This is a genomic window from Streptomyces sp. NPDC026589, from assembly GCF_040638385.1.
Classification (GTDB): domain Bacteria; phylum Actinomycetota; class Actinomycetes; order Streptomycetales; family Streptomycetaceae; genus Streptomyces.
Map to the genome: position 1 here is coordinate 77,035 of NZ_JBEZYG010000004.1, position 11,898 is coordinate 88,932.

An 11,898-nucleotide genomic window follows, 5' to 3' on the forward strand; every position below is an offset into this window, starting at 1 on the left:
GGGGCGCCCAGCCGCCTACGTGGCCTCGGCAGCCGTCAGCTCTGCAGCGGCACCAGGACCGGAAGGAAGGTGCAGCAGGAACCCGGCCGCGACCCACTCAGCCCGCCGGCGGGTGGCACACCTCGCCCCGTTCGCATCCGCATGCGGCCCCCGAGAACCATCCGCCCCGCCCCGCCCTCAGGGTGCTTTCCCCAGCGGGCCTTCGTCTGGCCCGCCCCCTGGTTCGCCTGCACAGGACCGTTCAACAGGTTCACGCCCTTTTGGTTACCGAGACCTTCCCTTCCTGGGGTGGGACTGGCTCTCTTGAAAGGAAAGGAACCGGCGGGGTCGCGGGCTCCGCCTCCCCGGACCCGGCCCCGGGCTCCACCCGCAACAACCGGCCCCGCGCACCCCGCGTCCCCGCTTCATCCACCGCACCGCCGACCGGAGAGTGGACAGCTATGACAAAGGACGTTCCGATCAGCCAGGCACCGGGAGCGCTGCCTCTCCTCGGCCACCTCCTGCCGCTGGTACGCGACCCCCTGAAATTCCTCACCTCACTGCCCGCCCGCGGAGACCTGGTCCACATCCGAATCGGCCCCATGAAGGCCCTTCTGGTGTGCGACCCGGGACTGACCCGCCACGTCCTGGTCAACGACCGCACCTTCGACAAAGGCGGCCCGGCATTCGACCAGGGCAGGGAAGTCCTGGGCAACGGCCTGCCCCTCTGCCCCCATACCGACCACCGCCGCCAGCGACGGCTGGTCCAGCCCGCCTTCCACCCTGACCGCCTGCCCGCGTACGCCCGCCTGATGACCGAACAGACCGACACCGCCACCGGCTCGTGGACCGACGGCCAGACCATCGACGCCTATACCGAGATGCAGAACATCGTCGCCCGGGGCCTGGTGGCAACCATGTTCGCCGACACCCTCAACCCCACCGCCATCACCGAGGTACTGGAGGACCTCGGCGCCATCACGGACGGCATCTTCCGGCGCATGATCACACCACCGCGCCTGAACATGCTCCCCACCCCCGGCAACCGCCGCTATTACCAGGCCCGATCCCGCCTGCGCCAGACCATGGCCCGCGCCACCGCGAACCGCCGCTCCGCCGCCACCGGCCACGACGACCTGCTGTCCGTACTCCTCGGCAGCCCCGATTCCCCCGAAGACAGCCATGACCAGAGCCTTTCCGACGCCGAGATCATCGACCAGCTGATGGCCTTCTTCTTCGCCGGCATCGAGACCGCGGCCGCCACCCTGGCATGGGCACTGCACGCACTGGCCCAGCATCCCCACATCGAAGAACAGCTCCACGCCGAGGCCGACAGCGTTCTCGCCGGCGCCGCAGCCACACTCGACGACGTGCCCAGGCTGGAATACACACGCCGCGTCCTCATGGAATCCCTGCGACGCTATCCGCCGGCCTGGCTCGTCAGCCGCACCACCACCACCGACACACACCTCGGCACGCACCCCGTCCGCTCCGGCACGGCCGTCTTCTTCAGCCCCTATCTCATCCACCACCGAACCGACCAGTACGACAACCCCGAGCAATTCGACCCCGACCGGTGGAGCAGCTCCCGCCACCTCAACCCACCGGACGGCTCCTTCATCCCGTTCGGCGGAGGCGCCCGCAAGTGCGTCGGCGACCAGTTCGGCATCACCGAAGCCGTCATCATCCTGGCCACGATCGCCGCACGATGGCGCCTGGAACCCCTGCCCGGCCGCCCCGTCCGCCCCGCCTTGGCCCTTACACTCAGCCCGCAACGGCTGCACATGCGCCTCAGGCCCCGCACATAGCACCGCCCGGGTCCCACCTGCACACCCCGCGTCGGCTTCACTCAGCCCACAGAGGACGAAGGCGAGCCGGTCGGCCTCGATGCGGTCCGCGTACGGGTGTCGGCCCCGCTCGCCGTACAGGTTCCGCAGCTGGCTCTCGGTGACTTCCTCGCCCGGCGCGAGTCCGAGCGCGGCCAGGCCGCGGCCCATCCAGCGCCCGGCCGGGACACCGGCCTGCTCCTGGGCGGCGCGCAGCGGCATTCGGGCAGGGCGGCGGCCGTCGCCGACGACGGTCTGACGCAGGTAGTAGCGGTACATCTGACCGGCCCGGATCACCCTGATATCGACTGTCAGACAGACCACGCCACACGGCTCTGACCTACGAGGAAGGGCCGGTCCGTCGGAGGGCCCGTCCGGCGGCAGCACCGGCCGGACCTTCCTTCCCCGGTGCCCGCCTGGCGGGAAGCGGCCTCGGGCCGGATTGCGAATGTCGTCGCTCTCCGGCGGTCGTCACTTCACCGCCCGAGCGCGGCAGCGAACACCTGAGCACCACCCGGTGCCGAAGAACGAACACCACCAACGCGCACCGTCCGTCAGCCCCTGGCGACAGCCAGGGGCTTCGTCGTGTTGCCCGGAGGAGACCACGTGCCCACCTTCGAGACCCTCCCCCGCTTCACCACCGACCTCCAGCACCTCACCTCCGCCTAGCGCCGGCGCTTCCACCGTGTCGTCCTGGACGCCTTCGTGCCGGACCTGCGCACCGGCCGCCAGTTCCGCCCCGGCTTACGCGTCAAGCGCGTACAGCGGTCCACCGGCGTCTACGAGATCACCTGGTCCATGGGCTCCGGGCCCGCAGGACGCGCCACCTGGCAGTTCGGGCCCGAGGTCTACCCCGGCATCCCCACGTGATCTGGCGCCGCGTCGGCACCACGACATCCTCACCGGCCCATGAGTCCGGGCGAGTTCAGCGGCACAGAGAGTAGCTGAGTAGGCGTCGGCGGCCTTCGTGCTCGGGCAGCCCGAGTCCGGGCGATCAGAGTTCCAGACCTCGCGTCGGCCTCGGCCCCGTACGCCGCCGCATAGCCGGCTTCCGCGATGACGTGCTCAAGTCTGCTGATCGCCCGCAGCCCGGCCGGCGGCGCGTCGCCGGCGAGCCTGTCGAGCTCCTGCTCGACCTGGTCCAGGAGCGCGACGAGCACGTCGGGAACCGAGACTGCGCGGGTTTCGACGTCGCCGATGTGCCGGGCCCAGTCGTCCTTGAGCTGCCTGGTGTCGTAGAGGTGCGGGGCGTTCCGGTCCACATCCTCCCAGCTGAGCGGGTAGCTGGTCTCGCCGCGCCAGCCGCACGAGCACGCTCCGCAAAGGCTGGGCGCCGGCGGCCTGCGCAGCTCACCCGAGAAGATCCACCAGTCGTTGCTCTCATGGAAGTTCGCGCCGCTGCCTCCGTCGAGCAGCACCGTTGCCGGTTCGATCCCGTCGGTCAGGAGGGGGCACGACAGCGGCGCGCCCCGGTTCCGGCCGCGCCGCTGTCGAGCTGTGGTCAGCCCTCGGGGGAGCCCCGGGTCAGTGGAGCTTGTTGACGGCGGTCTTCGTCGTGGTGCGGAAGGCCGTCAGCGGGGCGTCCTCAAGGTCGCCCATCTGGCCCCAGCGGACGAGGGTGACGGTGCGGCCGTCGCGGCCGACGGAGAACAGGTGGATGTCGGAAATGCCGATCTGCGGGTCGGCGGTGTCCAGGCTGTAGACCCAGGCGCCCTCTTCGACGGCGAGCTTGCCGCGGGAGGCGCTGACGGCCTGCAGGCCCGGATTCTGCTGCTCCAGCAGGGTGCCGCAGCTGGCAAGGGCCCCGCGGAGGGTGTCGACCAGCTTCACGGCGTCGGCCTCGGTACGGGCGACGGTGGTGACCTGGACGCCGTTGGTGTCGAGCTCGGTGCTGAACTCGCGGTAGCGGGTGTTCTGCGCCGGGATCTTGTACGGGGCGCAGAGGACGCCGCCGTTCTCCGGTACGCCGGTGAAGACCTGGGTGGCGGTCCACGGCGTCGACGACGGCGGCATCTGGGAGGCGGCGAGGAAGGCGGGCTGGGCAGCGGCCTGCGCCGGGGCTGTGGCGAGGGCCGCGAGGCCCAGTGCGGCAGCGGCAGCGGTGGCGAGTGCGGTGCGGAGCTTGTTCATGGTGGTGGATCCCCCGTCGGGTCGTTCGTTCGGTCAGTGCTCAACCAGCGTGGGGCCGGCGCCCGCTGGCTGCAACGATCACGCGCCCACCAGCCGTCCCGGAACCATTCCACCCCCGCTGACGTGCAAGGACGTGAAGGATGGGATGCAGGGCCGAGGGGGATGGAATGCCGAAGGACGCCGCCGTCGAGGAGTTCGCGGGGCTCGTGCGCGCGCTGAAGGCGCGGGACGGGAGGAGTTACGAGGCGCTGGGCCGGCGGCTGGGCGTCAGCGCGTCCACCCTCCACCGCTCCTGCTCGGGCGCGACTGTCCTGGAGGAGTTCGCCGTGGTCGACCGCCTCCGCCCTCATGTGCGGGGCGGACGAGGAGGAGCGGCGGGCCCTGGAGGCGGCCTGGGCGGAGGCGGATCGCGCCCGCCGCCGAGCGGCCTCACGCGTCCACGCCTGTGCCGGCCGTGTCGGCCGCGCCGGAATCGAACCCGGAACCGTCGCCATCGCTGCCGCTCTGCTCGGCCACCCCACCCAGCTACGTGTCTCGAGCCCGCGCGCCCCACGTAGCCATCAGTCCTGTCCACGTCCTCGCCCTGGTGCGCGGACTCGTGGAAGAGGCCGCAGAGCCTCGCGCGGATCGCTATCGGTACTTCAAGTCCCTGTTCGGCACTGAGCTCCACGAGGCAGCCGCCATCCGGTGCGGCTTGGTGGAACGCGCCAGCGGCGACCTGCGCGCCACACCAGCCGGACTCGACTTCTACGAGCGGCATCTGCGCCACCTGCCCGGCATTGCCGCCAACTACTGGTACGACCAGCCACATGTGGCCGACGCCGTCACGGAGATCAACCGCACCTACGACCAGGCCACAACGGAAACCCTCACCGCATGATCGACATCTCGAACACGCCCTAAGGCGAACCACGCCCCAGAAGTCCGGGGCCCGGGACGTCGACGTCACCGGGCCCAGCGGCCGGGCGTCCATCTCGCCCTCCTCGACCAGCCGGGAGGCCCCGCTACGTCCGTTCCGCCCGGCGCTCCTCGTCATGACGGGATCCCTCCACCGGCCGGGCCTGATCTCCGGCTGGGGCCCCGGTCCGCTGACGGCTCCGGGAGACCGCCACACCGACCAGGCAGAGCAGCCCGCCGAGTACCCCGAGCGGCGTCGGCACCTCGTCCAGCAGCAGCCACGCCATGAGCACCACCAGCGCCGGGACGGCGTACGTGGTGGCGCCCATCCGGCCCGCGGTGGTCCGGGCCAGGGCGTAGCCCCAGGTGGTGAAGGCCAGTGCGGTCGGGAAGACGCCCAGATAGATCATGTTCAGCGTGGCGGACATGGGGGCGTCGGCCGCCTCGGAGACCAGCACCCCGGTGAACGGCAGGCAGGCGACGGCGCCGATCACGCAGCCGAAGGTGTTGATCTGCAGCGAGGAGCCGTGCACGAGCGCCGGCTTCTGGCTGACCACGCCCAGCGCGTAGACCACCGCGGCCAGCAGGCACAGCGCCACGCCCAGCACGGAGGAGCTGCCGTGCCCGGACATCGCGAGGCCGACGACGACCGCGCCCGAGAACGAGATGCCCATGCCCAGCAGCAGGCGGCGCGGCAGCCCTTCGCCGAGCATGCGGGCGCCCATCAGGGCCATCAGGATCGGCCCGATGTTCACCAGCATGGCCGCCGTCCCGGCGTCGACCTCCTGCTCACCCCAGTTGAGCGCCACCATGTACAGCCCGAACCAGAGCACGCCGGAGGTGATGATTCCGCGCCAGGCGCCGCGCCCGGGCAGCCCCTCCCGCCGTACGAGGAGGATCGCCCCGAGCACCAGCGCGCCTGTCACCAGCCGCCCGAGGGCGAGGGCGCCGGGGGAGTAGGACTCGCCCGCACTCCGGATGGACACGAAGGCGGAGGCCCACAGCACAACAGTGGTGCAGGCGGCGGCGGTGGCGCGCCGGCGGTGGGCCGGCGGGGAGACCGGAAGAAGCGTCGGGGTCGTCGTCATGGCCACGACCGTAGGCCCGGAACGCTTCGGCCCCCACCGAATTGTCCATGCCCGTCAATCGACGGCCGCCCCCGCGCTCAAGCCCGTTCGGCACGGTCGGTCAGCGACGACGGGTCCATGCCCAGCCGGTCCGACAGTGCCCCCGCCCCCGCCGGAGTCACCCGTACCGCTCTCCCCGACCCCACCCGCTCGCACCACCCCGCCGCCAGCACATGCGCGCACAGCGCCGCCCCCGCCGCCCCCGCGAGATGGGGCCGTCGCTCCGTCCAGTCCAGGCAACACCGAGCCAGGGGGCGTCGTCCGGACCGGTCCAGGGGGATGCCCAGGGCGCCGAACCAGTCCAGCCCCGCCTCGGTCAGCGCGAACCCGGTGTCCTGCCGCAGCAGCCCCCGCACCGTCATCGCCTCGGTGATCCGGATGCCGAGCCGACCGGCGAGATGGTCGTAACACGTACGCCCCCGGGCCAGCGCGCTGCTGACGCTCGCCGCCCGCAGCGAACGCGGCTGCTCCGGGGCGTCGGGCGCCGCGTGCGAGGCCAGTCCCTCCACCAGGTGCGCGGCCCGCTCGTCGGCCAGCCGGACGTAGCGGTGACGGCCCTGCCGCTCCTCCGCGAGCAGCCCGCCCGCGATCAGCCGCCCGAGGTGCTCGCTGGCGGTGGACGGGGCGACGGAGGCGTACCGGGCCAGCTCACCGGCGGTCCAGGCCCGCCCGTCGAGCAGGGCCAGGCAGAAGGAGGCGCGGGTCTCGTCCGCGAGGAGGGCGGCCAGTGCGGCGAGTCGCGGGGCCGCCGCGTCGTGCGGCCGGGGGCGCTGTCGCGGGGAACGGTCCATGCGTCCAGGGTGCGTCAGGGACGGTTCGGCGCCGGCCGAACCGTCGCCGCGTCCTCGCCCACCGGCCGCGCGTACTCCTCGTACTGGATCGCCAGCCCGTCCAGCAACGCCCGCAGCCCGGTCTCGAAGGCCCCTTCGTCGACCTGGCGGCGGTGGTCGGCGAGCAGGTGGGCCTGGCCGAGGTGAGGGTAGTCGGCGGGGTCGTAGGCGGTCTCGTCGTCGACGAAGCCCCCGGCGAAGGAGCCCAGCGCCGAACCGGTGATGAAGTAGCGCATGAGCGCCCCGATCCGGGTGGCCTGGGCGGGTGGCCACCCCGCCCCCACCATCGCCCCGAACACCGCGTCGGCGACCCGCAGCCCCGCCGGGCGCCGCCCGGGGCCCCGGGCGAGGACCGGGACGATGTGCGGGTGCGCGGCGAGGGCGGCCCGGTAGGAGAGCGCCCAGTCGTGCAGGGCCTCGCGCCAGTCACGCGGGTCCGACTCCTCGAACATCGACAGATCGACCTGTACGGAGACCGTGTCGGCGACAGCGTCGAGGATCTCCTCCTTGTTGCGGAAGTGGTTGTAGAGCGAAGGGCCGCTGACCCCCAGGACGGCCGCCAGCCGACGCGTGGAGACGGCGTCCAGCCCTTCGGAGTCCACGAGCGCGCTCGCCGCCCCGACGATGCGGTCTCTGCTGAGGAGGGGCTTGCGCGGTCGGGCCATGCGGCTCATAGTAGGGCCTGCGAACCAAAAACTAGCAGTGCTAATTAAAGTGCGCCCGAGCGGCGCTCGCGAGAGGCGGTGGTGGGCACGATGGACCTGACGCTCAGCGAGGAGCAGGAAGCCGTCCGGAAGCTGGCCGAGGACTTCGTCGCCCGCGAGGTCGCCCCCCATGTCGTCGCGTGGGACCGCGCCGAGAATGTCGACAGGTCGATCGTGAAGAAGCTCGGGGACCTCGGCTTCCTCGGTCTGACCGTCCCCGAGGAGTACGGCGGCTCCGGCGGCGACCACCTGTCCTACTGCCTGGTCACCGAGGAGCTGGGGCGCGGCGACTCCTCGGTGCGCGGCATCGTCTCCGTATCGCTCGGGCTGGTCGCCAAGACCGTCGCGTCCTGGGGCGACGAGGAGCAGAAGCGGGCCTGGCTGCCCCGGCTCACCTCCGGCGAGGCGATCGGCTGCTTCGGTCTCACCGAGCCCGGCACCGGATCGGACGCCGGGAACCTCGCCACCCGGGCCGTGCGCGACGGCGGTGACTACGTCGTCAACGGCACCAAGATGTTCATCACCAACGGCACCTGGGCCGATGTCGTACTGCTCTTCGCGCGGACGAACGACGCCCCCGGCCACCGGGGCGTCTCCGCCTTCCTCGTCCCCACCGACACCCCCGGCCTCACCCGCCACACCGTCCACGGCAAGCTCGGCCTACGTGGCCAGGCCACCGCCGAACTGGTCCTCCAGGACGTCCGGATACCGGCCGGTTCCCTCCTCGGGCCCGAGGGTAAGGGCTTCTCCATCGCCATGTCCGCCCTGGCCAAGGGGCGGATGTCCGTCGCGGCGGGCTGCGTGGGCATCGCGCAGGCCGCCCTGGACGCGGCTGTGCGCTACGCCGGTGAGCGCGAACAGTTCGGCAAGGTCATCGCCCGCCATCAGCTCGTCCAGGAGCTGCTCAGCGACATCGCCGTGGACGTGGACGCGGCCCGGCTGCTGACCTGGCGGGTCGCCGACCTGGTCGACCGGGGCCAGGAGTTCGCCACCGCCGCTTCCAAGGCCAAGCTGTACGCGTCCGAGGCCGCCGTCCGCTGCGCCAACAACGCCCTCCAGGTCTTCGGCGGCTACGGCTACATCGACGAGTACCCGGTCGGCAAACTGCTGCGGGACGCCCGCGTGATGACGCTCTACGAGGGCACCAGCCAGATCCAGAAGCTGATCATCGGGCGCGCGCTGACCGGCGTCTCCGCCTTCTGACCGGCTCGCGGGTTCGTACGGGTGTCTGAGTACGGGCCTGAGTACGGGCGCGGATGTGGCGTGCGCCACGTCGGCGGATGCTGAACCCATGAGTGACACGACATCCGTCAAGCAGCAGAGCACCGCCGCCTTCTACCTGCAGGCGGTCGCCTCCTTCATGGTGGCGATCGGCGCGGTCGCCTTTGGAATTTTCTTTCTCGACGCCGACGCCTGGGTGCGCGGCTTCCTCGCCATCGGCGTGCTCTACCTGGTCACGTCCTGCTTCACACTCGCCAAGGTGATCAGGGACCGCCAGGAGGCCGGTCAGATCGTCAGCCGGGTGGACCAGGCCCGGCTGGAGAAGATCCTCGCCGAGCACGACCCCTTCCAGAAACTCTGACCCGGCAGGATCGACCGGGCAACCCCTAAGCGCTTGCTCAGGTTCGGGGTATGGTGTGCGTCCTGTTGACGGAGAGGGGTCCTGGCGATGAGTACGGCGGAGGAGACGAGCGGCGAGGACGCGCCGTGGGGCGAGGTCACTCCCGAGGCAGCCAGGCGGCTCCTCGTCGCCGCCGTGGACGCCTTCGCCGAGCGCGGGTATCACGCGACCACCACCCGTGACATCGCCGGCCGGGCCGGGATGAGCCCGGCCGCGCTCTACATCCACTACAAGACCAAGGAAGAGCTGCTCCACCGGATCAGCACGATCGGCCATGAGCGGGCGCTGTACGTGCTCGCGGCCGAGGCCGACCGGGACGGCACGGCCGCCGAACGCCTCGCCGGGGCCGTCCGCTCCTTCGTCCGCTGGCACGCGGAGCGGCACACCACCGCCCGGGTCGTGCAGTACGAGCTCGACGCGCTCGGCGAGGAGCACCGCACCGAGATCGTCGCGTTGCGGCGCCGGAGCGACGCGGTGGTGCGCCGGATCATCGGAGAAGGGGTGCGGGACGGCGAGTTCGACGTCCCCGACGTCCCCGGCACCGCCCTCGCGGTGCTCTCCCTCTGCATCGACGTGGCCCGCTGGTTCAACGCCCGGGGGACCCGCACCCCCGACGAGGTCGGCGAACTGTACGCCGGCCTCGTCCTGCGGATGGTCGGAGCCGGGCAGACCCAGAAGTAGCCGGCGGCTCCAGAAGTGGCCGGGGCTTCCGAGGCGGCCGTCGCTTTCTCAAGTATCAGAAGTAGTAGCGGGACACCGACTCGGCGACGCAGGTCGGCTTCTCGCCGCCCTCGCGTTCGACCGTGACGACCGCCGTGACCTGCACGCCGCCGCCGGTCTCCTCGACCTCGCGCAGCACCGCTGTCGCCCGCAGCCGCGAGCCGACCGGGACGGTCGAGGGGAAACGGACCTTGTTGGTACCGTAGTTGATGCCCATCTTCATGCCCTCGACCCGCATCACCTGCGGCACCAGGGCGGGCAGCAGGGAGAGCGTCAGATAGCCGTGCGCGATGGTCGTGCCGAACGGCCCGTCCTTCGCCCGCTCCGGGTCCACGTGGATCCACTGGTGGTCGCCGGTCGCGTCGGCGAACCGGTCGACCCTCTCCTGGTCGATCTCCAGCCAGTCGCTGTGTCCCAGCTGCTCGCCCACTCCGTCCCGCAGCTCCTGCGCGGACGTGAAGATCCTCGGCTCTGCCATGTTCCCGGTTCCTGCCTTCCGGCTCGGCGCACCATCAGGCGCGATGTCTAAGCGCTTGCTCAGCATCGTTGTGCGGCGCGTTCCTGTCAACGACATGGCAGTAGATTCGAGGGGTGCCCCAGATTCCCCAGACACTCCACGAACTCTCGGTCGGCCAGCTCTCGGCGCGCAGCGGCGCGGCCGTCTCGGCCCTGCACTTCTACGAGTCCAAAGGCCTGATCAGCAGCAGCCGCACCAGCGGCAACCAGCGCCGCTACTCGCGGGACGCGCTGCGCCGGGTCGCCTTCGTGCGCGCCGCCCAGCGCGTCGGCATCCCCCTGGCCACGATCCGGGAGGCGCTCGCCGAACTGCCCGAGGAGCGCACGCCCAACCGCGAGGACTGGGCCCGTCTCTCCGAGGTCTGGCGCAAGGAACTGGACGAGCGCATCGGGCAGTTGCACCGCCTGCGCGATCACCTGGCCGACTGCATCGGATGCGGCTGTCTGTCGTTGGAGACCTGCGTGCTGTCCAACCCCGACGACGTCGTCGGGGAGCGGATCACCGGTTCCCGTCTGATGCCCGAGCGCCGGAAGCCGCCCCGGCGCGCGTAGTTCCCGGAGCGCGAGGCATCACGCCGCCGCCGTGGCCGGCCTCCGGTGCCGCGGCAGCCGGGCCCTGGCCAGCGTGCGGTCGGTCAGGGCGGGCTGCGGCACCGCGATCCCGCAGCCCGTGCACACCGGACCCGCCCACGGCGCCTCGCCCCGCTCCTGCCGCCACTCGATGCCGGTGTCCGCGCAGACCGGGCAGGCGGAGCCGGGGTCGGCGCCCAGAGCCGCGATCAGGCGGCGCAGGACCTCGGCGAGCGGTTCGGTGGGGTGGATGTCCGGGTCGGAGCAGCGGGCCACCCCGTGACCGCCCCAGGTGCGGCGGTGCCAGTCGTCGAACGCACCGGGCCGCCGCAGCCCCGCGTGCTTCTCGCGCCGCCGCCGGTCGGCGAACCCCGCCTCGTACGCGAGCCAGACGGCCCGCGCCTCCTCCAGCTCGTCCAGCGCGCCCAGCAGACGCGCCGGATCGGGCGCCCGGTCCTCGGGGTCGATCCCGTGCCGGGCGCACAGATGGTCCCAGGTCGCCCGGTGCCCGTACGGGGCGAACCTCTCCAGACACTTGCGCAGCGAATACCGCCGCAGGGCCAGATCCCCCATCGGATCGCGGACCTGTCTCGCCATACTCCGGAAACCGGCCATGACACCGCCACCTCCGTCGCTCGTCCTTGGACGTCATGGAATGGACGTACGCCTGCCCGTTTCGGCTCCATCGAAAGATGAAATCCGTCCATTGGCCGAGACTCCCCATGTCGGGAGGGCTGCCGGGGCGGAAGCGGAGCGGCGCGCGGACGGGTGGTGCGAGGGTGTGCGGCCCTCGCGCGGGTGGCGAGAACCAATGGCGGCGTCACGGCCCCGTCGGTGGGCCCCGGCCCCGGCCGTCGCGTTCCGGGGGCGGTGGAATGCCAGGTCGGAGCGGTGCGGCCAGAAGGCGGCCGGTGATCGGGATCACGTGCCGGCAGGAGGCTGATTAGTGAAATATGCGTGATCTGCGGGGTTCTGACC

The 11,898-nt window shown here is 71.5% G+C and carries 15 protein-coding genes and 1 pseudogene; 8 read left to right on the forward strand and 8 right to left on the reverse strand.

Annotated features, from left to right (window positions below):
- Positions 1-440: 440 nt before the first annotated feature.
- Positions 441-1,787, forward strand: a complete 1,347-nt coding sequence (locus AB0F29_RS08435) for a cytochrome P450 (protein ID WP_361868896.1) — start codon at positions 441-443, stop codon at positions 1,785-1,787.
- Positions 1,788-1,931: 144 nt separating this feature from the next.
- On the opposite strand, the pseudogene AB0F29_RS08440 reads toward AB0F29_RS08435, so the two are convergent.
- Positions 1,932-2,084, reverse strand: a pseudogene (locus AB0F29_RS08440) (hypothetical protein); the annotation flags it as partial.
- 426 nt (positions 2,085-2,510) lie between these two features.
- Here AB0F29_RS08440 and AB0F29_RS08445 point away from each other — a divergent pair.
- Entirely contained in the window at positions 2,511-2,675 is a 165-nt protein-coding gene (locus tag AB0F29_RS08445) for a hypothetical protein (RefSeq protein WP_361868899.1), read from the forward strand.
- A gap of 29 nt (positions 2,676-2,704) precedes the next feature.
- On the opposite strand, the gene AB0F29_RS08450 is transcribed toward AB0F29_RS08445, so the two are convergent.
- Positions 2,705-3,223: a hypothetical protein gene (locus AB0F29_RS08450; RefSeq protein WP_361868901.1), complete on the reverse strand. Its 519-nt coding sequence runs from the start codon at positions 3,221-3,223 to the stop codon at positions 2,705-2,707.
- 106 nt (positions 3,224-3,329) lie between these two features.
- A complete protein-coding gene (locus AB0F29_RS08455) occupies positions 3,330-3,935 on the reverse strand; it encodes a hypothetical protein (protein WP_361868904.1) in 606 nt (201 codons plus the stop codon).
- A gap of 167 nt (positions 3,936-4,102) precedes the next feature.
- Between AB0F29_RS08455 and AB0F29_RS08460 the strand changes: the two genes are divergently transcribed.
- Positions 4,103-4,492: a helix-turn-helix transcriptional regulator gene (locus AB0F29_RS08460; protein ID WP_361868907.1), complete on the forward strand. Its 390-nt coding sequence runs from the start codon at positions 4,103-4,105 to the stop codon at positions 4,490-4,492.
- A gap of 140 nt (positions 4,493-4,632) precedes the next feature.
- A complete protein-coding gene (locus tag AB0F29_RS08465; protein WP_361868910.1) occupies positions 4,633-4,815 on the forward strand; it encodes a hypothetical protein in 183 nt (60 codons plus the stop codon).
- Positions 4,816-4,939: 124 nt separating this feature from the next.
- Here the strand turns inward: AB0F29_RS08465 and AB0F29_RS08470 are convergent, their stop codons facing one another.
- The 3 genes from AB0F29_RS08470 to AB0F29_RS08480 form a co-directional block, all read right to left on the reverse strand.
- Complete coding sequence (locus tag AB0F29_RS08470; RefSeq protein WP_361868912.1) at positions 4,940-5,920, reverse strand: DMT family transporter; 981 nt, start codon at positions 5,918-5,920, stop codon at positions 4,940-4,942.
- Between the two features lie 77 nt (positions 5,921-5,997).
- Positions 5,998-6,750 (reverse strand): winged helix-turn-helix domain-containing protein, encoded by a 753-nt coding sequence (locus AB0F29_RS08475; RefSeq protein ID WP_361868913.1) that lies wholly within the window; start codon positions 6,748-6,750, stop codon positions 5,998-6,000.
- 14 nt (positions 6,751-6,764) lie between these two features.
- Positions 6,765-7,454, reverse strand: coding sequence for a TetR/AcrR family transcriptional regulator C-terminal domain-containing protein (locus AB0F29_RS08480; protein WP_361868915.1), 690 nt, complete (start codon positions 7,452-7,454; stop codon positions 6,765-6,767).
- A 90-nt stretch (positions 7,455-7,544) separates the two neighbouring features.
- On the opposite strand from AB0F29_RS08480, the gene AB0F29_RS08485 reads away from it, so the two are divergent.
- The 3 genes from AB0F29_RS08485 to AB0F29_RS08495 all read left to right on the forward strand — a co-directional run bounded on the left by AB0F29_RS08485 (position 7,545) and on the right by AB0F29_RS08495 (position 9,795).
- Positions 7,545-8,696: an acyl-CoA dehydrogenase family protein gene (locus AB0F29_RS08485; protein ID WP_361868917.1), complete on the forward strand. Its 1,152-nt coding sequence runs from the start codon at positions 7,545-7,547 to the stop codon at positions 8,694-8,696.
- 88 nt (positions 8,697-8,784) lie between these two features.
- On the forward strand, positions 8,785-9,075 hold the full coding sequence (locus tag AB0F29_RS08490) for a YiaA/YiaB family inner membrane protein (protein ID WP_069754201.1): 291 nt from the start codon (positions 8,785-8,787) through the stop codon (positions 9,073-9,075).
- 87 nt (positions 9,076-9,162) lie between these two features.
- The gene (locus tag AB0F29_RS08495; RefSeq protein WP_361868920.1) at positions 9,163-9,795 is read left to right on the forward strand and encodes a TetR/AcrR family transcriptional regulator; all 633 of its coding nucleotides are present in this window, start codon (positions 9,163-9,165) and stop codon (positions 9,793-9,795) included.
- 55 nt (positions 9,796-9,850) lie between these two features.
- Here AB0F29_RS08495 and AB0F29_RS08500 read toward each other — a convergent pair whose 3' ends face one another.
- The gene (locus AB0F29_RS08500) at positions 9,851-10,312 is read right to left on the reverse strand and encodes a MaoC family dehydratase (RefSeq protein WP_361868923.1); all 462 of its coding nucleotides are present in this window, start codon (positions 10,310-10,312) and stop codon (positions 9,851-9,853) included.
- 113 nt (positions 10,313-10,425) lie between these two features.
- Between AB0F29_RS08500 and soxR the strand changes: the two genes are divergently transcribed.
- The gene (gene soxR, locus AB0F29_RS08505; protein ID WP_361868925.1) at positions 10,426-10,902 is read left to right on the forward strand and encodes a redox-sensitive transcriptional activator SoxR; all 477 of its coding nucleotides are present in this window, start codon (positions 10,426-10,428) and stop codon (positions 10,900-10,902) included.
- Between the two features lie 18 nt (positions 10,903-10,920).
- Here soxR and AB0F29_RS08510 read toward each other — a convergent pair whose 3' ends face one another.
- Positions 10,921-11,535 (reverse strand): hypothetical protein, encoded by a 615-nt coding sequence (locus AB0F29_RS08510; protein WP_361868927.1) that lies wholly within the window; start codon positions 11,533-11,535, stop codon positions 10,921-10,923.
- Between the last annotated feature and the right edge of the window lie 363 nt (positions 11,536-11,898).